The 26,460-nt window shown below is 52.0% G+C and carries 29 protein-coding genes and 1 other RNA gene; 10 read left to right on the top strand and 20 right to left on the bottom strand.

All coding sequences use genetic code 11. The annotated features are described in order from the left end of the window. Window positions 1–405: 405 nt before the first annotated feature. Complete coding sequence (gene uacT / locus FTE26_RS15775; protein WP_001295374.1) at window positions 406–1,854, top strand: urate/proton symporter UacT; 1,449 nt, start codon at window positions 406–408, stop codon at window positions 1,852–1,854. A 1-nt stretch (window position 1,855) separates the two neighbouring features. Continuing rightward, window positions 1,856–1,981, top strand: coding sequence for a protein YqfG (yqfG, locus tag FTE26_RS15770; protein WP_001050745.1), 126 nt, complete (start codon window positions 1,856–1,858; stop codon window positions 1,979–1,981). Here yqfG and FTE26_RS15765 read toward each other — a convergent pair. Next, the gene (locus tag FTE26_RS15765) at window positions 1,978–2,049 is read right to left on the bottom strand and encodes a protein YqfH (protein WP_120795390.1); all 72 of its coding nucleotides are present in this window, start codon (window positions 2,047–2,049) and stop codon (window positions 1,978–1,980) included. The two genes, yqfG and FTE26_RS15765, sit on opposite strands and share 4 nt — an antisense overlap. A gap of 54 nt (window positions 2,050–2,103) precedes the next feature. Here FTE26_RS15765 and idi point away from each other — a divergent pair, with 54 nt between their 5' ends. Beyond that, complete coding sequence (gene idi, locus FTE26_RS15760; protein WP_001192790.1) at window positions 2,104–2,652, top strand: isopentenyl-diphosphate Delta-isomerase; 549 nt, start codon at window positions 2,104–2,106, stop codon at window positions 2,650–2,652. A 42-nt stretch (window positions 2,653–2,694) separates the two neighbouring features. Here idi and lysS read toward each other — a convergent pair whose 3' ends face one another. The 5 genes from lysS to xerD all read right to left on the bottom strand — a co-directional run bounded on the left by lysS (window position 2,695) and on the right by xerD (window position 8,781). Further along, window positions 2,695–4,212, bottom strand: coding sequence for a lysine--tRNA ligase (lysS, locus tag FTE26_RS15755; RefSeq protein WP_000003068.1), 1,518 nt, complete (start codon window positions 4,210–4,212; stop codon window positions 2,695–2,697). Between the two features lie 9 nt (window positions 4,213–4,221). Further along, window positions 4,222–5,320 (bottom strand): peptide chain release factor 2 gene (gene prfB, locus FTE26_RS15750; RefSeq protein WP_001701073.1). Its coding sequence is split into 2 segments (ribosomal slippage): window positions 4,222–5,244 and window positions 5,246–5,320, totalling 1,098 coding nucleotides; the frame shifts between segments, so codons are not numbered across the junction. A gap of 90 nt (window positions 5,321–5,410) precedes the next feature. After that, window positions 5,411–7,144: a single-stranded-DNA-specific exonuclease RecJ gene (gene recJ / locus FTE26_RS15745; RefSeq protein WP_000813220.1), complete on the bottom strand. Its 1,734-nt coding sequence runs from the start codon at window positions 7,142–7,144 to the stop codon at window positions 5,411–5,413. Between the two features lie 5 nt (window positions 7,145–7,149). Then, entirely contained in the window at window positions 7,150–7,860 is a 711-nt protein-coding gene (gene dsbC / locus FTE26_RS15740; RefSeq protein WP_000715214.1) for a bifunctional protein-disulfide isomerase/oxidoreductase DsbC, read from the bottom strand. Between the two features lie 24 nt (window positions 7,861–7,884). Then, window positions 7,885–8,781, bottom strand: coding sequence for a site-specific tyrosine recombinase XerD (xerD, locus tag FTE26_RS15735; RefSeq protein WP_000806638.1), 897 nt, complete (start codon window positions 8,779–8,781; stop codon window positions 7,885–7,887). 111 nt (window positions 8,782–8,892) lie between these two features. Here xerD and fldB point away from each other — a divergent pair, with 111 nt between their 5' ends. After that, window positions 8,893–9,414 carry a flavodoxin FldB gene (gene fldB / locus FTE26_RS15730; RefSeq protein ID WP_001055874.1) on the top strand — a complete coding sequence of 174 codons (522 nt, stop codon included), beginning with the start codon at window positions 8,893–8,895 and terminating at the stop codon, window positions 9,412–9,414. A 39-nt stretch (window positions 9,415–9,453) separates the two neighbouring features. Here the strand turns inward: fldB and FTE26_RS15725 are convergent, their stop codons facing one another. Both FTE26_RS15725 and sdhE read right to left on the bottom strand, forming a co-directional pair. Beyond that, on the bottom strand, window positions 9,454–9,861 hold the full coding sequence (locus FTE26_RS15725) for a protein YgfX (RefSeq protein ID WP_000244772.1): 408 nt from the start codon (window positions 9,859–9,861) through the stop codon (window positions 9,454–9,456). Continuing rightward, window positions 9,842–10,108, bottom strand: coding sequence for an FAD assembly factor SdhE (gene sdhE, locus FTE26_RS15720; RefSeq protein ID WP_000354046.1), 267 nt, complete (start codon window positions 10,106–10,108; stop codon window positions 9,842–9,844). Before sdhE ends, FTE26_RS15725 begins: the two co-directional genes overlap by 20 nt. A 242-nt stretch (window positions 10,109–10,350) precedes the next feature. On the opposite strand from sdhE, the gene ygfZ reads away from it, so the two are divergent. Beyond that, window positions 10,351–11,331 carry a tRNA-modifying protein YgfZ gene (gene ygfZ, locus FTE26_RS15715; RefSeq protein WP_000886062.1) on the top strand — a complete coding sequence of 327 codons (981 nt, stop codon included), beginning with the start codon at window positions 10,351–10,353 and terminating at the stop codon, window positions 11,329–11,331. A gap of 76 nt (window positions 11,332–11,407) precedes the next feature. On the opposite strand, the gene trhA is transcribed toward ygfZ, so the two are convergent. After that, window positions 11,408–12,067, bottom strand: a complete 660-nt coding sequence (gene trhA, locus FTE26_RS15710) for a PAQR family membrane homeostasis protein TrhA (RefSeq protein WP_000250274.1) — start codon at window positions 12,065–12,067, stop codon at window positions 11,408–11,410. Between the two features lie 163 nt (window positions 12,068–12,230). Beyond that, entirely contained in the window at window positions 12,231–12,542 is a 312-nt protein-coding gene (gene yqfB / locus FTE26_RS15705) for a N(4)-acetylcytidine aminohydrolase (protein ID WP_001182954.1), read from the bottom strand. Window positions 12,543–12,586: 44 nt separating this feature from the next. On the opposite strand from yqfB, the gene bglA reads away from it, so the two are divergent. After that, window positions 12,587–14,020: a 6-phospho-beta-glucosidase BglA gene (bglA, locus tag FTE26_RS15700; protein ID WP_001344773.1), complete on the top strand. Its 1,434-nt coding sequence runs from the start codon at window positions 12,587–12,589 to the stop codon at window positions 14,018–14,020. A gap of 56 nt (window positions 14,021–14,076) precedes the next feature. Here the strand turns inward: bglA and FTE26_RS15695 are convergent, their stop codons facing one another. From FTE26_RS15695 to gcvT, 4 genes are all read right to left on the bottom strand, one after another. Further along, window positions 14,077–14,820, bottom strand: a complete 744-nt coding sequence (locus FTE26_RS15695; protein WP_000951940.1) for an SDR family oxidoreductase — start codon at window positions 14,818–14,820, stop codon at window positions 14,077–14,079. Window positions 14,821–15,085: 265 nt separating this feature from the next. After that, complete coding sequence (gene gcvP / locus FTE26_RS15690; protein ID WP_000195023.1) at window positions 15,086–17,959, bottom strand: aminomethyl-transferring glycine dehydrogenase; 2,874 nt, start codon at window positions 17,957–17,959, stop codon at window positions 15,086–15,088. Window positions 17,960–18,077: 118 nt separating this feature from the next. After that, complete coding sequence (gcvH, locus tag FTE26_RS15685; RefSeq protein ID WP_001295377.1) at window positions 18,078–18,467, bottom strand: glycine cleavage system protein GcvH; 390 nt, start codon at window positions 18,465–18,467, stop codon at window positions 18,078–18,080. Window positions 18,468–18,490: 23 nt separating this feature from the next. Further along, entirely contained in the window at window positions 18,491–19,585 is a 1,095-nt protein-coding gene (gene gcvT / locus FTE26_RS15680) for a glycine cleavage system aminomethyltransferase GcvT (RefSeq protein ID WP_000068701.1), read from the bottom strand. A 290-nt stretch (window positions 19,586–19,875) separates the two neighbouring features. Here gcvT and FTE26_RS15675 point away from each other — a divergent pair, with 290 nt between their 5' ends. Continuing rightward, on the top strand, window positions 19,876–19,959 hold the full coding sequence (locus tag FTE26_RS15675) for a hypothetical protein (protein ID WP_122056850.1): 84 nt from the start codon (window positions 19,876–19,878) through the stop codon (window positions 19,957–19,959). Between the two features lie 73 nt (window positions 19,960–20,032). On the opposite strand, the gene ubiI is transcribed toward FTE26_RS15675, so the two are convergent. The 4 genes from ubiI to ygfB are packed head-to-tail and all read right to left on the bottom strand — an operon-like array spanning window position 20,033 to window position 24,362. Beyond that, on the bottom strand, window positions 20,033–21,235 hold the full coding sequence (ubiI, locus tag FTE26_RS15670; protein ID WP_001192185.1) for an FAD-dependent 2-octaprenylphenol hydroxylase: 1,203 nt from the start codon (window positions 21,233–21,235) through the stop codon (window positions 20,033–20,035). Window positions 21,236–21,257: 22 nt separating this feature from the next. After that, a complete protein-coding gene (gene ubiH / locus FTE26_RS15665; RefSeq protein ID WP_000111171.1) occupies window positions 21,258–22,436 on the bottom strand; it encodes a 2-octaprenyl-6-methoxyphenyl hydroxylase in 1,179 nt (392 codons plus the stop codon). Further along, window positions 22,433–23,758, bottom strand: a complete 1,326-nt coding sequence (gene pepP, locus FTE26_RS15660) for a Xaa-Pro aminopeptidase (RefSeq protein ID WP_001290141.1) — start codon at window positions 23,756–23,758, stop codon at window positions 22,433–22,435. The genes ubiH and pepP overlap by 4 nt, the downstream gene beginning before the upstream one ends. Before the next feature lie 25 nt (window positions 23,759–23,783). Continuing rightward, entirely contained in the window at window positions 23,784–24,362 is a 579-nt protein-coding gene (gene ygfB / locus FTE26_RS15655) for a UPF0149 family protein YgfB (protein ID WP_001295378.1), read from the bottom strand. A 167-nt stretch (window positions 24,363–24,529) separates the two neighbouring features. Here ygfB and zapA point away from each other — a divergent pair, with 167 nt between their 5' ends. The 3 genes from zapA (at window position 24,530) to FTE26_RS15640 (ending at window position 25,707) form a co-directional block, all read left to right on the top strand. Further along, a complete protein-coding gene (gene zapA / locus FTE26_RS15650; RefSeq protein ID WP_001276008.1) occupies window positions 24,530–24,859 on the top strand; it encodes a cell division protein ZapA in 330 nt (109 codons plus the stop codon). Window positions 24,860–24,900: 41 nt separating this feature from the next. Continuing rightward, window positions 24,901–25,084: non-coding RNA, 6S RNA (ssrS, locus tag FTE26_RS15645), on the top strand. A 20-nt stretch (window positions 25,085–25,104) separates the two neighbouring features. Next, window positions 25,105–25,707, top strand: coding sequence for a 5-formyltetrahydrofolate cyclo-ligase (locus tag FTE26_RS15640; RefSeq protein ID WP_000192748.1), 603 nt, complete (start codon window positions 25,105–25,107; stop codon window positions 25,705–25,707). 100 nt (window positions 25,708–25,807) lie between these two features. Here FTE26_RS15640 and FTE26_RS15635 read toward each other — a convergent pair whose 3' ends face one another. Both FTE26_RS15635 and ibsC read right to left on the bottom strand, forming a co-directional pair. After that, window positions 25,808–25,867, bottom strand: coding sequence for a type I toxin-antitoxin system Ibs family toxin (locus FTE26_RS15635; RefSeq protein WP_001387035.1), 60 nt, complete (start codon window positions 25,865–25,867; stop codon window positions 25,808–25,810). 332 nt (window positions 25,868–26,199) lie between these two features. After that, entirely contained in the window at window positions 26,200–26,259 is a 60-nt protein-coding gene (ibsC, locus tag FTE26_RS15630) for a type I toxin-antitoxin system toxin IbsC (protein WP_071524576.1), read from the bottom strand. Window positions 26,260–26,460: the final 201 nt, after the last annotated feature.

The raw sequence follows: 26,460 nt of genomic DNA, 5'->3' as shown, positions 1-26,460 counted from the left end.
TTCTCAAATTTCGCGATGCAATAAACGGGCATATATTAGGTAGCATGACCGTTTTAATTATAATTTTGCGACTGAGTTCAAATTATTGCCCCTCAATCTATGCCGCTTTCATTATTTCAACATTGCCGATCAAAAGAGCGCTATCCAGATAAAAACGATTAAATGCGAGAGTGCGACATGCCAGAATGATTAATGAAATATCAATATGAGAAAATTACAGATAATTCCATTGTCAGGTTCTCTTGTCATTTTCGTGGTTTAAGCACGATTATGTGATTGCCTCCGCAATTCCTGTCTCTAACTCCCCTTCCTCGCAAAAACTGGCACTCCACGAGCATGTGTTTAGACAGTTTCATTAACGTAAACGGTTGCTTTTTACTCTGGCGGGCGAAAGGAGAAACACTGATGAGCGCCATAGATTCCCAACTTCCCTCATCTTCTGGGCAAGACCGCCCAACTGATGAGGTTGACCGCATATTATCACCAGGAAAGCTGATCATACTCGGTCTGCAACACGTCCTTGTCATGTACGCAGGTGCAGTCGCTGTTCCTCTTATGATTGGTGACCGACTGGGCCTCTCAAAAGAAGCTATTGCGATGCTCATTAGCTCGGATCTCTTTTGCTGCGGGATCGTCACATTATTGCAATGTATCGGTATCGGCCGCTTTATGGGGATCCGCCTGCCGGTGATTATGTCGGTGACCTTTGCTGCTGTAACACCAATGATAGCTATTGGGATGAACCCGGATATCGGCCTGCTGGGGATATTTGGTGCCACTATCGCCGCGGGTTTTATCACCACATTATTAGCGCCACTTATCGGTCGCTTGATGCCTTTATTCCCGCCACTGGTTACCGGTGTGGTTATTACTTCTATCGGGCTTAGCATCATTCAGGTGGGTATTGACTGGGCCGCCGGAGGTAAAGGGAATCCGCAATATGGTAATCCCGTTTATTTAGGTATCTCCTTTGCCGTCTTAATTTTTATCTTGCTCATTACTCGCTATGCGAAAGGATTTATGTCCAACGTCGCCGTATTACTGGGGATTGTATTTGGCTTTTTACTTTCGTGGATGATGAATGAAGTCAATTTATCCGGGCTACATGATGCCTCGTGGTTTGCGATTGTCACCCCGATGTCGTTTGGTATGCCGATTTTTGATCCCGTTTCCATTCTGACCATGACTGCCGTGTTAATCATCGTGTTTATCGAGTCGATGGGGATGTTCCTGGCACTGGGTGAAATAGTTGGTCGTAAACTCTCTTCACACGATATTATTCGCGGGCTGCGTGTCGATGGCGTAGGGACAATGATAGGCGGAACGTTTAACAGCTTCCCCCACACGTCATTTTCACAAAACGTTGGCCTGGTTAGCGTGACGCGCGTTCATAGCCGCTGGGTGTGTATTTCTTCGGGAATTATATTAATCCTGTTTGGCATGGTGCCAAAAATGGCGGTGCTGGTCGCCTCCATTCCGCAATTTGTGCTGGGCGGCGCTGGGCTGGTGATGTTCGGCATGGTACTGGCGACAGGGATTCGAATTCTGTCGCGCTGTAACTACACCACCAACCGTTACAACCTCTATATTGTGGCGATCAGTCTCGGCGTTGGCATGACTCCGACGCTCTCTCACGATTTCTTTTCTAAGTTACCGGCCGTACTGCAACCGCTGCTACATAGCGGCATTATGCTCGCAACCCTTAGCGCCGTTGTGCTGAACGTCTTCTTTAATGGCTATCAGCATCATGCTGACCTGGTGAAGGAATCCGTCTCTGATAAAGATTTAAAAGTCAGGACAGTACGTATGTGGCTTCTGATGCGCAAGCTGAAGAAAAATGAGCATGGAGAATAATATGAATCTTTTAATGCGCGCTATATTCAGTCTGCTGTTGCTTTTTACTCTCTCTATTCCTGTCATTTCTGACTGTGTTGCAATGGCCATTGAAAGTCGCTTCAAATATATGATGCTACTTTTTTAAATGGTTTTTACCTGTCGGCATCCGCTCAAAACGGGCGGTTGTCGATAAACGCTCACTTGGTTAATCATTTCACTCTTCAATTATCTATAATGATGAGTGATCAGAATTACATGTGAGAAATTATGCAAACGGAACACGTCATTTTATTGAATGCACAGGGAGTTCCCACGGGTACGCTGGAAAAGTATGCCGCACACACGGCAGACACCCTCTTACATCTCGCGTTCTCCAGTTGGCTGTTTAATGCCAAGGGGCAATTATTAGTTACCCGCCGCGCACTGAGCAAAAAAGCATGGCCTGGCGTGTGGACTAACTCGGTTTGTGGGCACCCACAACTGGGAGAAAGCAACGAAGACGCAGTGATCCGCCGTTGCCGTTATGAGCTTGGCGTGGAAATTACGCCTCCTGAATCTATCTATCCTGACTTTCGCTATCGCGCCACCGATCCGAATGGCATTGTGGAAAATGAAGTGTGTCCGGTATTTGCCGCACGCACCAACAGTGCGTTACAGATCAACGATGATGAAGTGATGGATTATCAATGGTGTGATTTAGCAGATGTATTACACGGTATTGATGCCACGCCGTGGGCGTTCAGTCCGTGGATGGTAATGCAGGCAGCCAATAGTGAAGCAAGAAAATTGTTGTCTGCTTTCGCGCAGCACAATTAAAAAACCCCGACATTTGCCGGGGTTATGAGCATAACGTAATGCTTATTTTACTGGACGCATCGCCGGGAACAGAATAACGTCGCGGATGGTATGGCTGTTGGTGAACAGCATTACCATACGGTCGATACCAATTCCCAGACCTGCTGTCGGCGGTAAGCCGTGTTCCAGTGCGGTGACGTAATCTTCATCGTAGAACATCGCTTCGTCGTCACCTGCGTCTTTCGCGGCAACCTGATCCAGGAAGCGTTGCGCCTGATCTTCCGCGTCATTCAGCTCGCTAAAGCCGTTACCGATTTCACGACCACCGATGAAGAACTCAAAGCGGTCTGTGATTTCCGGGTTAATGTCGTTACGACGCGCCAGCGGAGAAACTTCTGCCGGATATTCAGTAATGAAGGTCGGCTGAATCAGATGTGCTTCTGCCACTTCTTCGAAGATCTCGGTAACGATACGGCCCAGACCCCAGCTCTTCTCAACGTGGATACCGATAGATTCAGCAATCGCTTTCGCAGAGTCGAAGTTATCCAGATCCGCCATGTCGGTTTCCGGGCGATATTTCTTGATCGCTTCACGCATGGTCAGTTTTTCGAACGGTTTACCGAAGTCCAGCGTCACGTCGCCGTAGGTCACTTCCGTCTTACCGAGAATATCCTGTGCCAGAGTACGGAACAGCGATTCGGTCAGCTCGATCAGATCTTTGTAATCTGCGTAAGCCATGTAGAGTTCCATCATGGTGAACTCTGGGTTATGACGTACGGAGATACCTTCGTTACGGAAGTTACGGTTGATTTCGAATACACGCTCGAAGCCACCGACCACCAGACGCTTGAGGTACAGTTCCGGCGCGATACGCAGGTACATGTCGAGATCCAGCGCGTTATGGTGGGTGATAAACGGACGCGCAGCGGCACCGCCAGGGATCACCTGCATCATCGGCGTTTCAACTTCCATAAAGCCGCGGTTCACCATGAACTGGCGAATACCAGAGAGGATCTGCGAGCGTACTTTAAAGGTGTTACGGGATTCATCGTTAGAGATGAGATCCAAATAACGCTGACGATAGCGCGCTTCCTGATCCTGCAAGCCGTGGAATTTATCCGGCAGCGGACGCAGTGCTTTGGTCAGCAGACGCAGCTCGGTACAGTGGATAGACAGTTCGCCGGTTTTGGTTTTGAACAGTTTACCTTTCGCGCCGAGGATGTCGCCGAGGTCCCATTTTTTGAACTGCTCGTTGTAAACGCCTTCCGGCAGATCGTCACGGGCAACGTACAGCTGAATGCGACCGCCAACGTCCTGCAGGGTAACGAAAGACGCTTTACCCATAATACGACGGGTCATCATGCGGCCAGCAACGGCGACTTCGATGTTCAGCGCTTCCAGTTCTTCGTTCTCTTTACCGTCGAATTCTGCGTGCAATTGGTCAGAGGTATGATCGCGACGGAAATCGTTCGGGAAGGCAATCCCCTGCTCGCGCAGGTTCGCCAGCTTCTCACGACGCGTTTTCAGTTCATTGTTAAGATCGACTACCGCGTCAGCGCCCTGTGCGTGTTGTTCAGACATGTTGGTTCCTCATAACCCTGCTTTCAAACTTGCTTCGATAAATTGATCCAGGCTGCCGTCCAGCACGGCCTGCGTGTTGCGGGTTTCTACCCCGGTACGCAGATCTTTAATGCGGGAGTCATCAAGGACATAAGAACGAATCTGGCTGCCCCAGCCGATGTCGGATTTGTTATCTTCCATCGCCTGTTTCTCGGCATTTTTCTTCTGCATCTCCAGTTCATAAAGCTTCGCTTTCATCTGCTTCATGGCCTGGTCTTTGTTCTTGTGCTGGGAACGGTCGTTCTGGCATTGGGTCACGATCCCGGTTGGGATGTGGGTAATACGCACCGCAGATTCGGTACGGTTAACGTGCTGACCGCCCGCGCCGGACGCGCGATAAACGTCAATGCGCAGATCCGCCGGGTTGATTTCGATATCAATATCATCATCAACTTCCGGGTAAACAAACGCAGAGCTGAACGATGTGTGGCGACGACCGCCGGAGTCAAACGGGCTTTTACGCACCAGGCGGTGAACGCCAGTTTCTGTACGCAGCCAGCCGTAAGCGTAATCGCCGGAGATTTTGATCGTCACGGATTTAATACCCGCCACTTCACCTTCCGACTCTTCGATGATTTCAGTTTTGAAACCACGCGATTCTGCCCAGCGCAGATACATACGCTCAAGCATGCTCGCCCAGTCCTGTGCTTCCGTACCGCCAGACCCCGCCTGAATATCGAGGTAGCAGTCGGCGCTGTCATATTCGCCAGAGAACATACGGCGGAACTCAAGCTGCGCCAGTTTTTCTTCCAGGGCGTCGAGTTCAGCAACGGCTTCGTTAAAGGTTTCTTCGTCGTCAGCTTCTACAGCCAGTTCCAGCAGACCAGAAACATCTTCCAGCCCCTGTTTCATTTGGTCGAGGGTGTCGACAACGGCTTCGAGGGAGGAACGCTCTTTACCCAGCGCCTGTGCGCGTTCGGGTTCGTTCCAGACATCCGGCTGTTCCAGCTCGGCGTTTACTTCTTCCAGACGCTCTTTCTTGGCGTCGTAGTCAAAGATACCCCCTAAGAACGTCGGAGCGTTCCGTGAGGTCCTGAATGCGATTATTTACCGGATTAATTTCAAACATGGTCTGATTTCTTTTATTGAGCTAGTCAAAATGCGGTGATAAGAGCGGGATTGTACCCAATCCACGCTCTTTTTTATAGAGAAGATGACGCTAAATTGGCCAGATATTGTCGATGATAATTTGCAGGCTGCGGTTGCCGCGAAACTCGTTGATATCGAGCTTGTAAGCCAGTTGCACTTCGCGCACGCCGTTATCCGGCCAGAGGGCGGTATCGACATTAAAAGCAATACCATCCAGCAGCGGACCGCCGCCGACCGGTTCGACCATCACCTTCAAATGACGTTCGCCCACCAGCCGCTGTTGCAGCAGACGGAAATGACCGTCAAACAGCGGCTCCGGGAACATCTGCCCCCACGGGCCAGCATCGCGCAGCAACTGCGCCACTTCCATGGTCATTTCGGCCGGGCTTAACGGACCGTCTGACACCACTTCGCCTTGCAATAGCGAAGGGTCCAGCCACTCTGTAACCAGTTCGCCAAACCGTTGTTGAAAGAGTTCGAATTTATCCTCTTCCAGCGACAAACCCGCCGCCATCGCATGACCGCCAAACTTCAGTATCATGCCAGGGTAGAGTGTGTCTAATCGCTCCAGTGCATCACGCATATGCAGCCCCTGAATGGAGCGACCTGAACCTTTCAGCGTACCATCACCTGCTGGCGCAAAGGCGATAACCGGACGGTGAAAACGCTCTTTGATGCGCGAAGCCAGAATACCGACAACGCCCTGATGCCATTCGGGGTGATACATTGCCAGCCCGCCGGGTAGCGTGTCGCGACTTCGCTCCAGTTTCTCGCACAGGGTCAGGGCTTCAACTTGCATTCCTTGTTCGATCTCTTTTCGCGTCTGGTTTAGCGCATCGAGTTCATTTGCCAGCACGCGCGCTTCGCCGATGTTGTCGCACAGCAAGAGCGCCACACCGACGGACATATCGTCCAGTCGTCCGGCAGCATTGAGACGTGGCCCCAGCGCAAAACCTAAATCGCTGGCGGCGAGTTTTTGTGCATCACGGTTTGCCACTTCCAGCAGCGCTTTAATCCCTGGACGGCACTTTCCGGCACGGATGCGACTCATCCCCTGCCAGGTCAGAATGCGATTATTAGCGTCCAGCGGCACGACGTCCGCCACTGTTCCCAGCGCGACCAGATCCAGCAGTTCTGCCAGGTTAGGAATTGCGATGCCACGCTCATCAAACCAGCCCTGATCGCGCAAAAAGGTGCGCAGCGCCAGCATCAGATAAAACGCCACACCCACGCCTGCCAGTGATTTCGACGGGAAATTACAGTCGCGCAAGTTAGGGTTAATGATCGCTTCCGCCGCGGGTAATGTTTCGCCTGGCAAATGGTGATCGGTAACAATAACCGGAATGCCCAACGAGCGAGCGTGTACAACCCCCGCATGGGAGGAAATACCGTTATCCACCGTGACAATTAACTGCGCGCCACGGGCATGGGCCTGATCGACCACTTCCGGGCTTAAGCCGTAACCGTCTTCGAAACGGTTTGGTACCAGGTAGTCGATATTGCTGCAACCAAGCGAGCGCATCGCCAGCACGCTTAGAGCCGTGCTGGTCGCGCCGTCGGCGTCGAAATCACCGACCACAATAATCCGCGTTCCTTCGCGAAAAGCGTTGTAAAGGATCTCAACGGCCTTTTCGACGCCGCTCAGTTGCTGCCAGGGCAACATACCTTTAACACTGCGTTCCAGTTCTTGCGCACTGCGCACGCCCCGGCTGGCGTATAAACGGCGCAGCAAGGGAGGCAATTCAGCGGGCAAGTCTGCCGTTTCATCGACTTCACGGCGACGAAGTTGTATCTGTTGTTTCACGCGAATTATTTACCGCTGGTCATTTTTTGGTGTTCGTCAAGGAATTCTTTCATCTCTTTCGGCGGCTGGTAACCCGGAACAAGTGTGCCATTGCTCAGCACAACTGCCGGAGTACCGCTAACGCCAAGCTGGACGCCAAGTGCGTAATGGTCGGCAATATCCACGTCGCAGCTGGCTGGTGCGACGCTTTTACCTGCCATCACATCATCAAACGCTTTGTTTTTATCTTTCGCACACCAGATAGCTTTCATTTCTTTCTCTGCATCGCTGTCCAGCCCCTGGCGCGGGAAAGCAAGATAACGCACGGTGATCCCCAGCGCGTTATAGTCTGCCATTTGCTCATGCAGTTTGTGGCAGTAACCACAGGTAATATCAGTAAACACGGTGATGACGTGTTTTTCCTGCGGCGCTTTATAAACGATCATCTCTTTTTCAAGCGCATTCAACTGCTTTAACAGCATCTTATTGGTGACATTGACCGGAGCCGTGCCGCTAACGTCATACATTGGCCCCTGAATGATATGTTTACCATCATCGGTGATGTACAACACGCCGCTGTTAGTCAGAACTGTCTTCATGCCAGCTACGGGCGCGGGCTGAATATCGCTGCTTTTGATGCCCATTTTGGCTAACGTTTGTTGAATTGCCGCGTCATCAGCCTGAGCAAAACCTGAAAACGCCGCTAACAAAGTAAACAACATAAAACCTTTCTTCATAAATCTTCCCGTTCTTTTCAGACATCACGCCCGCGGGTGATGCTGTTGATGAAGTTGCCGCAGACGCTCGGTAGCGACATGCGTATAAATTTGCGTGGTGGAAAGATCGCTGTGGCCCAGTAGCATCTGCACCACGCGTAAATCCGCACCATGATTTAATAAATGAGTGGCAAAAGCGTGACGCAACACATGCGGTGACAGCTTTTCGCTGTCGATACCCGCCAGCACAGCATAATGTTTAATGCGGTGCCAGAAGGTCTGTCGCGTCATCTGCTGCGCACGCTGGCTGGGAAACAACACGTCAATTGACACACCATTCAGCAGCCACGGACGCCCATGTTCCAGATAGGTTTCCAGCCAGTAAACCGCCTCTTCACCTAACGGTACCAGGCGCTCTTTGTTGCCTTTACCAATGACCCGCACTACGCCCTGACGCAGGCTGATATCACTCATTGTCAGTCCGACCAGTTCAGAGACACGCAGCCCGGTAGCATACAACACTTCAAGCATGGCTTTATCGCGTAGCTCCAGTGGCTGATCAATTAATGGTGCCTGTAATAAACGTTCGACCTGCGCTTCGCTTAAATCTTTTGGCAAACGCTGGGGCAATTTCGGTGAAGCGAGATGCGCACTGGGATCGTCTTCACGAAACTTTTCGCGATAAAGATACTGGAACAATCGGCGCACTGCACTCAGCAAACGCGCTGAGCTGGTGGCTTTATACCCGCCCTCCAGCCGTTCTGCCAGTAATGCCTGCAAATCGTCACTTTGCGCCGTCGCCAGCGTCAACCCGCGGTGATGCAACCACTCCACCATCATTGACAGATCGCGACGGTAAGCGTTCAACGTATTTTCAGCCAGATTTTTTTCCAGCCACAGAGCATCAAGAAACTGCTCGATGCGTGCCAGATCCTGTTTCACTTGCGCCCCTTATGGTCACTCATTTGATCCATTATGCCTTATTGTGCCGTGACTAAAGCGATTCTGATACACTAGCAGCAAAAGCCACAGCAGAATCGAGAAGCTTACGTTATGAATATGGGTCTTTTTTACGGTTCCAGCACCTGTTACACCGAAATGGCGGCAGAAAAAATCCGCGATATTATCGGCCCAGAACTGGTGACCTTACATAACCTCAAGGACGACTCCCCGAAATTAATGGAGCAGTACGATGTGCTCATTCTGGGTATCCCGACCTGGGATTTTGGTGAAATCCAGGAAGACTGGGAAGCCGTCTGGGATCAGCTCGACGACCTGAACCTTGAAGGTAAAATTGTTGCGCTGTATGGGCTTGGCGATCAACTGGGATACGGCGAGTGGTTCCTCGATGCGCTCGGTATGCTGCATGACAAACTCTCGACCAAAGGCGTGAAGTTCGTCGGCTACTGGCCAACGGAAGGATATGAATTTACCAGCCCGAAACCGGTGATTGCTGACGGGCAACTGTTCGTGGGTCTGGCGCTGGATGAAACTAACCAGTATGACCTTAGCGACGAGCGTATTCAGAGCTGGTGCGAGCAAATCCTCAACGAAATGGCAGAGCATTACGCCTGATCTCACTGACGGCTTAGCGCATATGCTTTGCCGTCATCTTTATCTTTGCGTCTCTTGTTGCAACAAAATCCGCCGTAAATCCCGCCATTCGGCTTCGTCCATGCTGTCGGCTGCCAGCCATAAATGTTGCCGTTTACCGCCATCAGAACGTAAACGCAGCATCATGCCGCTCTTAATCATCCACGGTGCTTTGACGATGCACCACTCCTGCCCTTGCCAACGCAAACGCCCGTCCATCAACAAGCGAATTTCCCCCTGGCGAGCATTAATACGCCGCTGGCTGCGAACGCAATCAAACACCACCAGCGAAAGTAACACCATCCATAACGGGGTGTAACTGAGTGGCCAGGGCATGAGTAAAATAACAGCGGCAACCAGCCCATGAATCAGCAAGGAAAGCCACTGTGCGCGCCAGGAGACGCGCAAATCAGATTGCCACAGGACCACGTTCCCGGTTCCGTGTCTGGATGAGTCGGACCATCATTTCCAGTTCTGCATCGGCCGGTTTACCGTGATTCATCAGCCAGTTAAACAGGTCCGGATCGTCACATTCCAGCAGACGAATAAAGATGCGTTTTTCGTCATCGCTTAAGCTGTCGTACTCATGTTCGAAAAACGGCATGATTGAAATATCGAGTTCGCGCATACCACGGCGGCATGCCCAATGAATGCGGGCTTTGTTGTTAATGTCCATCTTCTTCCTGTCTCACGAAAATCCAGTACCCGGCTATTGTAACGTGTTTTTCGCCTTCTTTTACGGGAATATCAGTAAACACCATCGCGATCGCGAAATTAATTCACAACAATTCAAGGGCTTCATTTTTTTGGAAGTCGCCTCGCAGAAGGCACAGATCGCGTAGTGAAAGCACTTGCATTGCCTCATAGCTCTTTTACCATTAGTCATTAATACGCCGTTAAGCAACTCAGGACTCTATTATGGCTTTTACACCTTTTCCTCCCCGTCAGCCTACGGCTTCTGCCCGTTTACCGCTGACGCTGATGACGCTTGATGACTGGGCGCTTGCCACCATTACTGGCGCGGACAGCGAAAAATATATGCAGGGTCAGGTGACAGCAGATGTCAGCCAGATGGCAGAAGATCAGCACCTGCTCGCCGCCCATTGCGACGCCAAAGGTAAAATGTGGAGCAATTTACGTCTGTTCCGCGACGGCGATGGCTTTGCATGGATTGAACGGCGCAGCGTGCGTGAACCGCAGCTGACTGAACTGAAAAAATATGCGGTATTCTCTAAAGTGACCATCGCGCCAGACGACGAGCGTGTGCTGCTTGGTGTTGCCGGTTTTCAGGCGCGCGCCGCGCTGGCAAATCTCTTTAGTGAACTGCCTTCGAAAGAAAAACAGGTAGTTAAAGAAGGCGCGACCACTTTGCTATGGTTTGAACACCCGGCAGAACGTTTCCTGATCGTAACCGATGAAGCTACTGCTAATATGCTGACCGATAAACTGCGCGGTGAAGCGGAACTGAACAATAGCCAACAGTGGCTGGCATTAAACATTGAAGCGGGTTTCCCGGTGATTGATGCCGCCAACAGCGGGCAGTTTATCCCACAGGCGACCAACCTCCAGGCGCTGGGCGGCATCAGCTTTAAAAAAGGCTGCTATACCGGACAAGAGATGGTGGCGCGAGCAAAATTCCGTGGTGCCAATAAACGTGCGCTCTGGTTGCTGGCAGGTAGCGCCAGCCGACTGCCGGAAGCTGGTGAAGACTTAGAGCTGAAAATGGGCGAGAACTGGCGTCGTACCGGTACGGTGCTGGCTGCGGTAAAACTGGAAGATGGTCAGGTCGTGGTACAGGTCGTCATGAATAACGATATGGAACCGGATAGCATCTTCCGCGTACGCGACGATGCGAATACACTGCATATCGAGCCGCTGCCGTATTCGCTCGAAGAGTAAATCTCTTTATCGCATCAGGCATTTATCGCCTGATGCGACGCTGGCGCGTCTTATCAGGCCTACAAAGGCATACCCATTACGCCTGCCCAATATACAAATAGATCGCCAGAAAGTGGCACACACTACCGCCGAGCACGAAGCCGTGCCAGATGGCATGGTTGTATGGAATGCGTTTGCAGACGTAGAAAATCACCCCGAGCGAATAAACCACGCCGCCTACCGCCAGTAAGGTAACGCTGCCCGCCGCGAGCTTAACTGCCATTTCATAAATTACCACCAGCGACAGCCAGCCCATCGCCAGATAGGTCACCAGAGATAAAATTTTGAATCGGTGCGCGATGGTCAGTTTAAACAGAATACCCAGCAATGCCAGGCTCCAGATAACAATCATCAACCCGCGCGCTAACGGAGAATCCAGCCCCACCAGCAAAAACGGCGTGTAGGTTCCGGCAATCAACAGGTAAATAGCGCAATGGTCAAATTTCTTCAGCCACATTTTTGCCCGTTGATGAGGAATGGCGTGATAGAGCGTCGAAGCGAGGAACAGCAGGATCATACTGCCGCCATAGAGGCTGTAACTGGTTATCGCTGTGGCGCTGGCATTGAGATCCACCGCCTGAACCAGTAGCAACACCAGCCCAACGATACCAAACACCAACCCAATGCCGTGACTGACGCTGTTGGCAATTTCCTCTGCCAGCGAATATCCCTGCTTAATGAGGGGCTTCTGAACCATAACTTACTCCGGAGAAACGTACACGCACATGTATACCTCTCCAGCGTAACTGAGAATAGTTCCAGTGAACACCTGTTAGCTAAAATAAATTCTGATTTGAGACTAATCTCCTAAAAATCATGAAATTAAATGCGAAATTTCAACTAACAGGCGTGAGTTCAATTTAAAGACATTTAAATTCAATCACATAAAACTGTGTCTGACCGGGATAGATGTCGGCAATGACCTTTATCAGTTCAGTCAGGGTCATATTTTCCTGCTCTGCATGTTTTTCCGTCAGCGTATCCAGCGTTACGGTTGAGGTTGCGGTGACTTCAATCGTGCAAAAATAACCGTCATCTTCAAAACGCCCGACACGAAGCACATCACCCGTTTTGAAGTGCGATTCAGACTCGTCGCGGATGGTGATGGTTTTACGCCCAGCCAGAATGTCATCCTGGAAACGTTGAAAAAAAGTGATGTCGTTTGGCTGCATGGTACTATTTCCTGTAAGAATTGACTCATCTGGAGCCTATGATAGTGAAAAAACTCACCTTACCGAAAGATTTCTTATGGGGCGGCGCAGTTGCCGCTCATCAGGTCGAAGGCGGCTGGAACAAAGGCGGCAAAGGGCCGAGCATTTGTGACGTTCTGACCGGTGGCGCACACGGCGTGCCGCGCGAAATCACCAAAGAAGTCTTGCCAGGCAAATACTATCCAAACCATGAAGCCGTTGATTTTTATGGTCACTACAAGGAAGACATCAAGCTATTTGCCGAAATGGGCTTCAAATGTTTTCGGACTTCCATCGCCTGGACGCGTATTTTTCCAAAAGGTGATGAAGCTCAGCCAAACGAAGAAGGGCTGAAGTTCTACGATGATATGTTCGATGAACTGCTGAAATACAACATCGAACCGGTGATCACCCTCTCCCACTTTGAAATGCCGCTGCATCTGGTGCAGCAATACGGTAGCTGGACCAACCGTAAAGTGGTTGATTTCTTTGTCCGTTTCGCGGAAGTGGTGTTTGAACGCTATAAGCATAAAGTCAAATACTGGATGACCTTCAACGAAATTAACAACCAGCGTAACTGGCGTGCACCGCTGTTCGGTTACTGCTGCTCCGGCGTGGTTTATACCGAGCATGAGAACCCGGAAGAGACGATGTATCAGGTGCTGCATCACCAGTTTGTCGCCAGCGCCCTGGCGGTGAAAGCTGCGCGTCGCATTAACCCGGAGATGAAAGTCGGCTGTATGCTGGCGATGGTGCCGCTCTATCCCTACTGCTGTAACCCGGACGATGTGATGTTCGCTCAGGAGTCGATGCGCGAACGCTACGTCTTTACCGATGTGCAGCTACGCGGCTATTACCCGTCCTATGTGTTGAACGAGTGGGAGCGTCGCGGATTTAACATCAAAATGGAAGACGGCGATCTCGATGTACTGCGTGAAGGCACCTGCGATTATCTTGGTTTCAGCTATTACATGACCAACGCAGTGAAGGCCGAAGGCGGCACCGGCGATGCGATCTCTGGTTTCGAAGGCAGCGTACCGAACCCGTATGTTAAAGCGTCTGACTGGGGCTGGCAGATTGATCCAGTAGGTCTGCGCTATGCCCTTTGCGAACTGTATGAGCGTTATCAGAGGCCGCTGTTTATTGTCGAAAACGGTTTTGGCGCTTACGACAAAGTGGAAGAAGATGGCAGCATCAACGACGACTACCGCATTGACTACCTGCGCGCCCATATCGAAGAGATGAAAAAAGCGGTGACTTACGATGGCGTGGATCTGATGGGCTACACACCGTGGGGCTGCATCGACTGCGTATCGTTCACCACCGGGCAGTACAGCAAACGCTACGGCTTTATCTATGTGAATAAACATGACGACGGTGCTGGCGATATGTCGCGTTCACGTAAGAAGAGCTTTAACTGGTACCAAGAGGTGATTGCCAGCAACGGCGAGAAGCTTTAAGTCGATGAAGTACCGGATGCAATACTTGTTGCATCCGGTCAGACAACTTCCCTGTTTTATTTCCCGCCCGCCAAATCGATAAAACTTCCCGTGACGTAAGAGGCTTTATCACTTAGTAGCCAGACAATGGCCTGCGCGACCTCTTCTGCCTGTCCACCACGCTGCATGGGGATGTTCGACTTAACGCGATCGACGCGTCCAGGCTCGCCGCCGCTGGCGTGCATTTCGGTATAAATAAACCCTGGCCGCACGCAGTTAACGCGGATCCCCTGCGCGGCGACTTCCAGCGATAGTCCGGTGGTTAACGTATCAATCGCCCCTTTCGATGCCGCGTAATCAACATATTCCCCTGGCGAACCCAACCGTGAGGCCACCGAAGAGACATTGACGATAGCGCCGCCACTGCCACCATTTTTAAGCGCCATGCGTTTTACCGCCTCGCGGCAGCAGAGAAAATATCCCGTCACGTTGGTGGAAAGTACTCGGTTGATTCGCTCTGCGGTAAGGTTTTCAACGGTGCACTGGGTAAACAAGATCCCGGCGTTATTGACCAGCGCTGCTAGCGGTTCATCGTGCTGATCGATTGCTGTAAACATTGCGATGACCTGATTTTCATCGCTGATATCCGCCTGGAGCACGAATGCCTTGCCACCGGCTTGCGTGATTAAGTTCACCACTTCCTGCGCCGCATGGAGGTTTTGTTGATAATTAACCGCCAACGTATACTCTTCTTTCGCCAACAGTAATGCAGTTGCCCGCCCGATGCCGCGACTGCCACCGGTCACAAGTGCTATAGCCATTTGTTTTTCCGAGAAAAATTAATTCGTTGACGTATCTTTGAGATTGCTAACAAACTGGCTCAATCTTCAATGTTGGCACGCTTTTCCCCTCGCCCTTTCAGGGAGAGGGCCGGGGTGAGGGTAAATATTCGCGCCAGTGCCGGCCTGTTCCCCTCACCCTAACCCTCTCCCCAAAGGGGGGAGGGGACTGTCTGAGCGCTTTTGTACTTTGTCATCTGACTAAAAAGGCGCCGAAGCGCCTTTAGAAGATAGTCGAATCAGTGAATTACTGGTATTCGCTAATCGGTACGCAGGAGCAGAACAGGTTACGGTCGCCGTAAACATCATCCAGACGTTTCACCGTCGGCCAGTATTTGTCTGCCACACCTGCCGGGAATACTGCAACTTCACGGCTGTACGGATGCGCCCACTCGGCGACCAGTTCGTTCTGAATGTGCGGCGCGTTCACCAGCGGGTTATCTTCCAGCGGCCAGACACCGGCTTTAACCTGGTCGATTTCTGCGCGGATAGCCAGCATCGCGTCGATAAAGCGATCCAGTTCCACTTTGCTTTCAGATTCAGTCGGTTCAACCATCAGCGTACCCGCCACCGGGAACGACATGGTCGGCGCGTGGAAACCGTAGTCGATCAGGCGCTTGGCAATATCCAGCTCGCTGATGCCGGTTTCTTCTTTCAGCGGGCGAATATCGAGAATACATTCGTGCGCCACGCGACCGTCGCGACCGGTATACAGCACCGGGAAGGCATCCTGCAGGCGGCTGGCAATATAGTTGGCGTTGAGGATTGCCACCTGGCTTGCTTTTTTCAGCCCTTCTGCGCCCATCATGCGGATGTACATCCAGCTGATTGGCAGGATAGAGGCGCTACCGAACGGTGCCGCAGAAACTGCGCCCTGACGGGTTAACATGCCTTCGATTTGCACCACGCTATGACCCGGTACAAACGGTGCCAGATGCGCTTTCACACCGATCGGTCCCATACCCGGACCACCACCGCCGTGCGGAATGCAGAAAGTTTTATGCAGGTTGAGGTGCGAAACGTCCGCGCCAATAAAGCCCGGCGAGGTGATGCCAACCTGGGCGTTCATGTTCGCGCCATCAAGGTAAACCTGACCGCCGAACTGATGCACGACTTCACACACTTCACGGATCGTTTCTTCATACACGCCGTGGGTAGAAGGATAAGTCACCATGATACAGGAGAGGTTATCGCCCGCCTGTTCCGCTTTCGCGCGCAGATCAGTCAGATCGATGTTGCCGTTTTTATCACACGCCACAACCACCACCTGCATTCCTGCCATATGTGCAGAAGCGGGGTTAGTTCCGTGCGCAGAAGCCGGGATCAGGCAGATATCGCGATGCCCTTCGTTGCGGCTTTCATGATAATGACGAATCGCCAGCAGGCCCGCGTATTCGCCCTGTGCGCCGGAGTTCGGCTGCATACAAACGGCGTCGTAACCGGTCAGTTTCACCAGCCAGTCAGCCAGCTGCGCAATCATCTGCTGATAACCTTCAGCCTGTTCCGGCGGACAAAACGGGTGCAGTTCGGCAAATTCCGGCCAGGTGATTGGGATCATCTCGGCGGCGGCGTTCAGTTTCATGGTGCAGGAACCCAGCGGGATCATCGCCTGATTCAGCGCCAGATCTTTACGCTCCAGCGAGTGCATATAGCGCATCATTTCGGTTTCGCTGTGGTAGCGATTAAACACCGGATGGGTGAGGATTTCGTCGTCGCGCAGCATCGCAGGCTGGATAGAGCGGCTGTCGTGAGCCACGTCTTTGTCCAGCGTGTCGATGTCCAGGCCGTGGTTATCGCCCAGCAGCACGTTGAAAAGCTGCATTACGTTTTCACGCGTGGTTGTTTCATCAAGGGTGATCCCAACCGCGTTCAGAATATCGCTACGCAGGTTGATTTCAGCCGCTTCGGCACGCGTCAGTACGCCCGCTTTGTCGGCCACTTCCACACACAAGGTGTCGAAATAGTGCGCATGGCGCAGTTTCAGACCTTTTTGTTGCAGGCCCGCCGCCAGGATATCGGTCAGACGGTGAATGCGGTTAGCGATACGTTTCAGGCCAATCGGGCCGTGATAAACGGCATACAGGCTGGCGATGTTTGCCAGCAGCACCTGGGAAGTACAAATGTTGGAGTTCGCTTTCTCACGGCGAATATGTTGCTCGCGAGTCTGCATCGCCATGCGCAGCGCGGTATTGCCAGCTGCATCTTTCGATACACCGATAATACGGCCCGGCATTGAGCGTTTGTATTCATCTTTCGCCGCAAAGAAGGCCGCGTGTGGGCCACCGTAGCCCATCGGCACGCCGAAGCGTTGCGCCGAACCAAAAACAATATCCGCGCCCTGTTTACCCGGCGCAGTTAACAGCACCAGCGCCATAATATCGGCGGCGACACTGACCACAATTTTGCGTGATTTCAGTTCGCTAATAAGCGCGGTGTAGTCGTGGATTTCACCGGTTGTGCCAACCTGCTGTAACAGCACGCCGAAGACGTCCTGATGGTCGAGCACTTTTTGCGCGTCATCGACAATCACTTCAAAACCAAAGGTTTCGGCACGAGTACGGACCACATCCAGCGTTTGCGGATGCACATCGGAAGCCACGAAGAAGCGGTTGGCATTTTTCAGTTTGCTGACGCGTTTCGCCATCGCCATTGCTTCGGCGGCAGCGGTGGCCTCGTCCAGAAGAGAAGCAGAGGCCATATCCAGTCCAGTCAAATCCAGCGTTACCTGCTGGAAGTTGAGCAGTGCTTCAAGGCGGCCCTGGGAGACTTCAGGTTGATACGGAGTGTACGCGGTATACCAGCCCGGATTTTCCAGCATGTTACGCAGGATAACCGGCGGTAGCTGCACGGCGGTGTAACCCATGCCGATGTAAGACGTGAAGCGTTTATTGCGACTGGCAATAGCCTTGAGTTCTGCCAGTGCGGCGTATTCGGTCGCCGGTGCGCCAACCTGCGGCGGGGTCGCAAGCTGAATATCTTTCGGCACAATCTGGCCGGTCAGCGCGTTTAACGATTGTGCACCAACGGCATTCAGCATTTCTTGCTGTTGCGCGGCGTCCGGTCCGATATGGCGTTCAATAAAAGCGCCGCTGTTTTCAAGCTGGCTTAACGTCTGTGTCATGAGCGATGGTTCCTGAAACGTGCAGTGAATTGTGAACCTCTCTCCTTACGAAGAGAGTGAGGGTGAGGCATAAATTTTCCTCACCCTGATCCTCTCCCGCAGAAGAGGAATAAAGCCGTTACTCGTCTTCTAACAATGCTTCGTATGCGGTCGCATCCAGCAGTGATTCCAGTTCGCTTTCATCGCTGGCTTTGATTTTAAAGATCCAGCCACCTGCATACGGTTCGCTGTTCACCAGTTCCGGGGAATCGCTCAGTGCGTCGTTTACCGCCACGATTTCACCGCTTACTGGCGCATAAATGTCTGACGCCGCTTTTACTGATTCGGCAACCGCGCAGTCATCGCCCGCGCTAACCGTTGCGCCCACTTCCGGCAGGTCAACAAACACCATATCGCCTAACAGCTCCTGGGCATGTTCGGTTATACCAACGGTGTAAGTGCCGTCGGCTTCTTTACGCAGCCATTCGTGTTCTTTGCTGTATTTCAGTTCTGCTGGTACGTTGCTCATCAATCAATCTCCAAAAAAGTAAATCACGCGACGGCTTTACCGTTACGCACAAAAACAGGTTTCGTCACTTTAACCGGCATTTCACGGTTGCGAATTTGCACAATCGCCGTTTCGCCAATACCTTCCGGCACGCGTGCCAGCGCAATGCTGTAACCCAGCGTCGGGGAGAAAGTCCCGCTGGTGATAATGCCTTCATGCTGGTTGCCCTGCGCATCGGTAAAACGTACCGGCAGTTCATTACGCAGCACGCCTTTTTCGGTCATCACCAGACCAACCAGTTTTTCTGTGCCATGCTCACGCTGCACTTCCAGGGCTTCACGACCGATGAAGTCACGATCTGCCGGTTCCCAGGCGATAGTCCAGCCCATGTTGGCGGCTAACGGAGAGATGGTTTCGTCCATCTCCTGACCATAAAGATTCATGCCCGCTTCCAGACGCAGCGTGTCACGCGCGCCCAGACCGCATGGCTTAACGCCCGCTTCCACCAGCGCACGCCAGAAATCGGCCGCTTTTTCATTGGGCAGCGCAATTTCATAGCCCGCTTCACCGGTATAACCAGTGGTGGCAATAAACAGATCGCCCGCCTGCACGCCAAAGAACGGTTTCATCCCTTCCACCGCCTGACGCTGAGCATCATTAAACAGTGTGGCAGCTTTTGCCTGCGCATTCGGCCCTTGTACGGCGATCATGGAAAGGTCATCACGAACGGTAATTTCGATGCCGAAAGGTTCAGCGTGTTGGGTAATCCAGGAGAGGTCTTTTTCGCGGGTGGCGGAGTTAACAACGAGGCGGAAGAAATCTTCAGTAAAGTAGTAGACGATGAGGTCATCTATCACACCGCCAGAGGCATTCAACATCCCCGAGTAAAGGGCTTTGCCGCTTTTGGTGAGCTTCGCCACATCGTTCGCCAGCAGATAACGCAGAAACTCCCGGGTGCGGCTGCCGCGAAGATCGACGATGGTCATATGTGACACATCAAACATTCCGGCATCGGTACGTACCGCATGATGTTCGTCGATTTGCGAACCGTAATGCAGCGGCATCATCCAGCCGTGGAAATCCACCATGCGAGCGCCGCAAAGCGTGTGTTGTTCGTACAAAGGAGTCTGTTGTGCCATCTTGTCCTCATTGAATAAGCGGGGCTGACAACTTTTTCATGGTGAAATTATCACTACGAAACCCAGCATCGGAGCCACTCCCGGTCCCCAACGCAATCGTTCTCTTTTACCTGAACTTACCACCGAAACAGACTGTTAACCATAAGGTAAAATTGATCATCACATTAGCTTATGGTTAAAAAACGCCAAAATCGCGACAGAATAAAAAACCAAAAAACACACCAGTTTCTATATAAAGATGATGCCATTAGAAAGCTAATTTGAATAAGGCAATATTAAGAGCTAAAAAAATGTCAAAAAACACTAAATCAAAAAATAATGACATTAGAAAATATAATGCGAAAACGGAGGTGAAATTAGTTTATTTCAAATGAGGAAAATCTCCCGGCGAAAAAACCGGGAGATGAAAGTGTGATGGGTATCAAATAAACAGCAGAAGAGAAATTTTTAACGCAGCCATTCAGGCAAATCGTTTAATCCCATTGCCTGGCGGATAAGTTGTGGTTTAACGCCAGGAAGCGTGTCGGCCAGTTTCAAACCAATATCACGCAGCAGTTTTTTCGCCGGATTGGTACCGGAAAACAGATCGCGGAATCCCTGCATACCAGCCAGCATCAGCGCCGCACTGTGCTTGCGGCTACGCTCATACCGGCGCAGGTAAATGTACTGCCCGATGTCTTTCCCCTGACGATGCAACCGTTTCAGTTCAGCAATCAGCTCTGCAGCATCCATAAAGCCGAGATTTACTCCCTGCCCCGCCAGCGGGTGAATGGTATGCGCGGCGTCGCCCACCAGCACCAGACGGTGCGCGGCAAACTGGCGCGCATAACGCCCCGTCAGTGGGAACACCTGACGCGCGCTCTCAACCTTGCATAAGCCCAGGCGATTATCAAAAGCGATATTTAACGCGCGATTAAATTCATCTTCACTTGCCTGCTGCATCCGCTGCGCTTCCTCTGGCGACAGTGACCAGACAATTGAGCAAAGATGCGGATCGCTAAGCGGTAAAAAGGCCAGAATGCCTTCGCCATGGAAAACCTGCCGCGCCACCGCATCATGCGGTTCTTCCGTGCGAATGGTCGCTACCAGCGCGTGATGCTGATAATCCCAGAAAGTCAGCGGAATATCTGCTTTGTTGCGCAACCAGGAATTAGCACCGTCCGCGCCAATCACCAGACGCGCCGTTAACATGCTGCCATCTTTCAGCGTCAGGAAAGTTTCATTTTCTCCCCAGGCGACCTGCTGTAATTCTGCGGGGGCCAACAGAGTGATATCTGACGACTGCTGCGCTTTGTTCCACAGCGCGTAGTGAATCACTGAGTTTTCAACGATATGCCCAAGATGGCTATAGCCCATGCTTTGATCGTCAAACGAAATGTGACCAAAACTGTCTTTGTCCCACACTTCCATACCGTGATAACAACTGGCCCTACGAGAGAGAATGTCCTGCCAGACGCCAAGACGGGTGAGTAATTTTTCGCTGGCGGCATTGATAGCCGAAACGCGCAGTTGTGGTGGTGCATCCGCCGCCAGAGGTTCCGGTACGCGCTGCTCCAGTACGGCAACGCGTAAGCCGCTCCCCTGTAAGCCGCAGGCAACCGCCAGCCCCACCATGCCGCCACCAACAATGGCTACATCAACACTTTGCATTGTTTATTCCTTAAAACCGCCTTCAACGCGCCACCCAACCGAGGGTGCGCTGCGCCAGCACATCGCGTGCCGGGGTGAATAATTCCATCGTCATCAGTCCGATGTTGCGCCCGACAACCAGCGGTGCCCAACGGTTGGCAAAAAGATGTACCAGGCTGTCCGTGACGCCGATGGTTGCTTCGCGATCGCTCTGTCGACGCTGTTGATAGCGGCACAATATGCCGTAATCACCGATGTCTTCTCCGCGCTCATGCGCCTGAGTTAGGGTTTCCGCAAGGCTCATGACATCTCGCATACCGAGGTTAAACCCTTGCCCGGCAATCGGGTGCAGAGTTTGCGCCGCATTGCCCACCAGCACGGTACGATGGGTAATAGCTCTGGCGGCGCGGGTTAACGCCAACGGATAAGCACTGCGTTTACCGGCGTGGGTAATTTTTCCAAGTCGCCAGCCAAAGGCCGACTGGAGTTCACGGCAAAACTTCTCGTCGCTCCACGACAGCACCTCTTCGCGCCGTTCCAGTGGATGACACCAGACCAGCGAACAGCGTCCGTCAGACATCGGCAACATCGCCAGCGGGCCATGTTGCGTGAAGCGTTCAAAAGCGCGGCCTTCGTGCGCAACGGAAGTCGCAACGTTGGCAATCACGGCCAGTTGTTCGTAAGGCTCCTGCTGCCAATCAACGCCGCACGCGGTGGCTAACGCTGAATGGGTGCCATCAGCGGCTATCAGCACGCGGCCCGTCAGCATCTCGCCGCTCTCCAGCGTCACTTCAACGTGACTCTGAGTACGGGCAACGTTAGCTACGCGATCGGGGCAATGCAGCATTACGCCAGGTGCTTTTCGCAGCAATGCAAACAGCCGTTGCCCGACATTATGCAATTCGACAACCTGCCCCAGCGCCGCCAGTTGGTAATCTTCTGCGGCGAGGGTGACGAATCCAGCATGACCACGATCGCTGACATGCACGGTAGTGATGGCGGTTGCGCAATCAGCCAGAGATTGCCAGACGCCGATGCGCGCCAGTTGCTGACAGGTCCCCGCCGCTAGCGCAATAGCTCGTCCATCAAAGCCCGGATGAGCATGTGACTCTGGCGCGGTCGCTTCAATCAAATGTACCGGCAGCGCCCCGTGACTTAACCGGGAAATAGCCAGCGCCAGCGTCGCGCCCGCCATGCCGCCACCGACGATGATTACGCTCATTGCTTTCTCGCAGCTGCCATCAACGCTTCGATTTCTTCCGGCTTTTTCACCACGCTGGCGGTGAGGTTTTCGTTACCGGTTTCGGTAATCACAATGTCGTCTTCAATACGAATGCCGATACCGCGATATTGTTCTGGCACTTCTGCATCCGGCGCAATATACAGCCCTGGCTCTACGGTCAGTACCATGCCCGGTTCCAGAATGCGCGAGCGATCCTGACCATAAACGCCAACGTCATGGACATCTAGCCCTAACCAGTGGCTAAGGCCATGCATAAAGAAAGGACGATGGGCGTTCTGAGCGATCAGTTCATCAACATCACCTTTCAGAATGCCGAGTTTTACCAGGCCGCTAACCATGATGCGCACCACTTCACCGGTGACTTCCTGCATGGAAGTTCCCGGACGATACAGGCGCAAGCTGGTTTCGAGAGACTCCAGCACAATGTCGTAGATTTCACGCTGGGCCTGAGTGAATTTGCCGTTGACCGGGAAGGTGCGGGTAATATCGCCAGCGTAACCTTTGTATTCACAACCCGCGTCAATCAACACCAGGTCACCGTCACGCAGTTCACACTCGTTTTCGGTGTAGTGCAAAATGCAGCCGTTTTCACCGCTGCCGACAATGGTGTTATAGGAAGGATAGCGCGCGCCGTGGCGGTTAAATTCGTGGTGAATTTCGCCTTCCAGGTGGTACTCGAACATTCCCGGACGGCATTTTTCCATCGCCCGGGTATGCGCCAGGGCGGTGATTTCACCCGCGCGGCGAAGTACGGCAATCTCTTCTGGCGATTTGAACAGGCGCATTTCATGAACAATGGGACGCCAGTCGATCATCGTTGCCGGCGCGGTGAGATTTTGTCGCGAACCTTTACGCAGCTTTTCCAGCGCGCTGTTCACGATTTCATCAGCATAGGTATATTCGCCCTGGGCGTGGTAAACCACATCCAGACCATTAAGTAATTGATAAAGTTGCTGATTAATTTCGCTGAATGCCAGTGCGCGGTCAACGCCCAGTTTCTCTGGCGCGGCATCCTGACCTAAACGACGGCCAAACCAGATCTCCGCCGTCAGGTCGCGAACGCGGTTAAACAGAACGCTGTGGTTATGAGTGTCATCGCTTTTAATCAGCACCAGCACCGCTTCCGGTTCGTTAAAGCCGGTGAAGTACCAGAAGTCACTGTTCTGACGATAGGGGTATTCGCTGTCGGCGCTACGTGTTACTTCTGGTGCAGCAAAAATCAGCGCGGCGCTGCCGGGTTGCATTTGCTCCACCAGGGCCTGACGGCGACGCTGAAACTCTTGCCGGGATATCTCACTCATAACACTCTCCTTACGTTTTTTGTTTTTAGTGTAGAGTCGGTTTTTGTACTTCTGGCGCGGTCGGTTGCGGATGAGTAAAGGTGTCGTGGCATAACAGCGCGGCAACACGAACGTATTCGATGATCTCTTCAAGCGACATTTCAAGCTCTTCCTGATCTTCGTCTTCGTCGTAACCCAGTTGCGCAATGTTACGCAGATCGTCGATAGCTTCACCGGTTTCGCCGGTCACTTTATCCAGCTTCGGTTGCGTAACGCCAAGACCAAGCAGGAAGTGATTGACCCAACCTGCCAATGCATCAGCCCGATCGAAAACGCTGACATCATCGCCATCAGGCAGATAAAGCTGAAAAAGGAAGCCGTCATCCTGCAGGGCATCGCTGGTGGCAGAGTGCATTTTACGCAGTGCCTGTGCCAGCTCATGACCGAAAGCCATGCCTTCGTTCGTCAGGTCGTGAAGTAGCGGTAGCCATGAGCTGTCATCGTTACCGCCACATATCATCCCACTGATTAAACCATGCATCTCAGCAGGGGTCAGACCCGTCCCTTGTTGGTTCAGATACTGGTTCATTTCGTTGTAACCAGGCATTTCGTTCTGTATAGACATAAGCATTCGTCGTCAAAGGGAGGAATATTCATGATATGCTACCACTTTGGGCCCTGGTGGACCAGAAAAGGGCTTGTCTCTTCTCATCAGGGTAGCTATAGTGTCGCCCCTTCGCAGACCATGGGTCTAAAGACGAAGGCAGCGCAGTCAATCAGCAGGAAGGTGGCATGTCTGCACAACCCGTCGATATCCAAATTTTTGGCCGTTCACTGCGTGTGAACTGCCCGCCTGACCAAAGGGATGCGTTGAATCAGGCAGCGGACGATCTGAACCAACGGTTGCAAGATCTGAAAGAACGCACTAGAGTCACAAATACTGAACAGTTGGTCTTCATTGCCGCATTGAATATCAGCTATGAGTTAGCGCAAGAAAAAGCGAAGACTCGTGACTACGCGGCAAGTATGGAACAGCGTATTCGGATGCTGCAGCAGACCATAGAACAAGCGTTACTTGAACAAGGTCGCATCACCGAAAAAACTAACCAAAACTTTGAATGACACTTTTCGGTTTACTGTGGTAGAGTAACCGTGAAGACAAAATTTCTCTGAGATGTTCGCAAGCGGGCCAGTCCCCTGAGCCGATATTTCATACCACAAGAATGTGGCGCTCCGCGGTTGGTGAGCATGCTCGGTCCGTCCGAGAAGCCTTAAAACTGCGACGACACATTCACCTTGAACCAAGGGTTCAAGGGTTACAGCCTGCGGCGGCATCTCGGAGATTCCCTTCTTATCTGGCACCAGCCATGACGCAACTACCAGAACTCCCACTGACATTATCCCGACAAGAAATCCGCAAAATGATTCGGCAACGTCGTCGTGCGTTAACGCCGGAACAACAGCAGGAAATGGGTCAACAAGCCGCTACCCGGATGATGACTTATCCCCCGGTGGTGATGGCGCATACGGTCGCTGTATTCCTCTCTTTTGATGGTGAACTCGACACCCAGCCGCTAATAGAACAACTCTGGCGCGCCGGTAAGCGCGTATATCTTCCAGTTTTGCATCCCTTTAGTGCCGGTAATTTGCTGTTCCTGAATTACCATCCGCAAAGCGAACTGGTGATGAACAGGTTGAAGATCCATGAGCCAAAACTGGATGTGCGTGACGTGCTACCCCTTTCCCGATTAGACGTGCTGATCACACCGCTGGTCGCCTTTGATGAGTACGGTCAGCGCCTGGGAATGGGCGGTGGTTTTTATGATCGGACCTTACAAAACTGGCAGCACTATAAAACGCAACCGGTGGGTTATGCGCATGATTGTCAGTTGGTGGAAAAACTCCCCGTTGAAGAGTGGGATATCCCTCTTCCTGCGGTGGTTACACCGTCGAAAGTCTGGGAGTGGTAAGGGCGATACACCTGCATCGCCCTGATTGACATCGTTGATTCTTTAACCTAATTTAGTGAGTAAGGGTAAGGGAGGATTGCTCCTCCCCTGTGACTGACTGTTAATAAGCTGGGAAACTTATGAGTAACAGTACAATCAGTATGATGGCAAGTCGCATCATAACCCTTCTCCTTCAAGCCCTCGCTTCGGTGAGGGCTTTACCGTTACAGCCCCATGCTGCCCAGCTATCGTAAGCTCTCTTTAAATAACCACAACGCATTGATCTACCTTTAAATCTTTTCTTCGAGCGTGCTCGAAAAACCCCATGCAAAACAGAGATAATTTTTGGGAAAAAGGATCTATTACGGCAGTAAACGTGGGCGATGAAGTGGCTATCAAAAAGTTCGGTTCAGGGCGATGCACCCCGCATCGCCCTGATTGACATCGTTGATTCTTTGACCTAATTTAGTGAGTAAGGGTAAGGGAGGATGACTCCTCCCCTGAGACTGACTGTTAATAAGCTCCGAAACTTATCAGTAACAGTACAATCAGTATGATGACAAGTCGCATCATAACCCTTCTCCTTTAAGCCCTCGCTTCGGTGAGGGCTTTACCGTTACAGCCCCATGCTGTCCCGCCATCGTAAATCCCCATTAAATAAACACAACGCATTGATCTGACTTTGATTTATTTTCTGGAGCAGACTCGCAAAGTAGAATGCGCAACGCGGCAACGGTGTGGAGAAGGGATAAAAAAACGGGCAAGTCAGTGACC

Origin of the sequence: Escherichia sp. S10b (genome assembly GCF_028421345.1) — a bacterium.
GTDB lineage: Bacteria > Pseudomonadota > Gammaproteobacteria > Enterobacterales > Enterobacteriaceae > ECMA0423.
Note: the sequence above shows the minus strand (reverse complement) of the source record. Positions and strands in the feature narration are given on the sequence as shown.

Coding starts and splice junctions, on each gene's coding strand:
- ygfZ (WP_000886062.1), top strand. CDS start 10,351: ATGGCTTTTACACCTTTTCCTCCCCGTCAGCCTACGGCTTCTGCCCGT.
- yqfB (WP_001182954.1), bottom strand. CDS start 12,542: ATGCAGCCAAACGACATCACTTTTTTTCAACGTTTCCAGGATGACATT.
- ubiH (WP_000111171.1), bottom strand. CDS start 22,436: ATGAGCGTAATCATCGTCGGTGGCGGCATGGCGGGCGCGACGCTGGCG.
- idi (WP_001192790.1), top strand. CDS start 2,104: ATGCAAACGGAACACGTCATTTTATTGAATGCACAGGGAGTTCCCACG.
- dsbC (WP_000715214.1), bottom strand. CDS start 7,860: ATGAAGAAAGGTTTTATGTTGTTTACTTTGTTAGCGGCGTTTTCAGGT.
- lysS (WP_000003068.1), bottom strand. CDS start 4,212: ATGTCTGAACAACACGCACAGGGCGCTGACGCGGTAGTCGATCTTAAC.
- fldB (WP_001055874.1), top strand. CDS start 8,893: ATGAATATGGGTCTTTTTTACGGTTCCAGCACCTGTTACACCGAAATG.
- FTE26_RS15675 (WP_122056850.1), top strand. CDS start 19,876: ATGTCAAAAAACACTAAATCAAAAAATAATGACATTAGAAAATATAAT.
- trhA (WP_000250274.1), bottom strand. CDS start 12,067: ATGGTTCAGAAGCCCCTCATTAAGCAGGGATATTCGCTGGCAGAGGAA.
- yqfG (WP_001050745.1), top strand. CDS start 1,856: ATGAATCTTTTAATGCGCGCTATATTCAGTCTGCTGTTGCTTTTTACT.
- sdhE (WP_000354046.1), bottom strand. CDS start 10,108: ATGGACATTAACAACAAAGCCCGCATTCATTGGGCATGCCGCCGTGGT.
- gcvH (WP_001295377.1), bottom strand. CDS start 18,467: ATGAGCAACGTACCAGCAGAACTGAAATACAGCAAAGAACACGAATGG.
- ubiI (WP_001192185.1), bottom strand. CDS start 21,235: ATGCAAAGTGTTGATGTAGCCATTGTTGGTGGCGGCATGGTGGGGCTG.
- FTE26_RS15640 (WP_000192748.1), top strand. CDS start 25,105: ATGACGCAACTACCAGAACTCCCACTGACATTATCCCGACAAGAAATC.
- FTE26_RS15695 (WP_000951940.1), bottom strand. CDS start 14,820: ATGGCTATAGCACTTGTGACCGGTGGCAGTCGCGGCATCGGGCGGGCA.
- ygfB (WP_001295378.1), bottom strand. CDS start 24,362: ATGTCTATACAGAACGAAATGCCTGGTTACAACGAAATGAACCAGTAT.
- gcvP (WP_000195023.1), bottom strand. CDS start 17,959: ATGACACAGACGTTAAGCCAGCTTGAAAACAGCGGCGCTTTTATTGAA.
- pepP (WP_001290141.1), bottom strand. CDS start 23,758: ATGAGTGAGATATCCCGGCAAGAGTTTCAGCGTCGCCGTCAGGCCCTG.
- zapA (WP_001276008.1), top strand. CDS start 24,530: ATGTCTGCACAACCCGTCGATATCCAAATTTTTGGCCGTTCACTGCGT.
- uacT (WP_001295374.1), top strand. CDS start 406: ATGAGCGCCATAGATTCCCAACTTCCCTCATCTTCTGGGCAAGACCGC.
- gcvT (WP_000068701.1), bottom strand. CDS start 19,585: ATGGCACAACAGACTCCTTTGTACGAACAACACACGCTTTGCGGCGCT.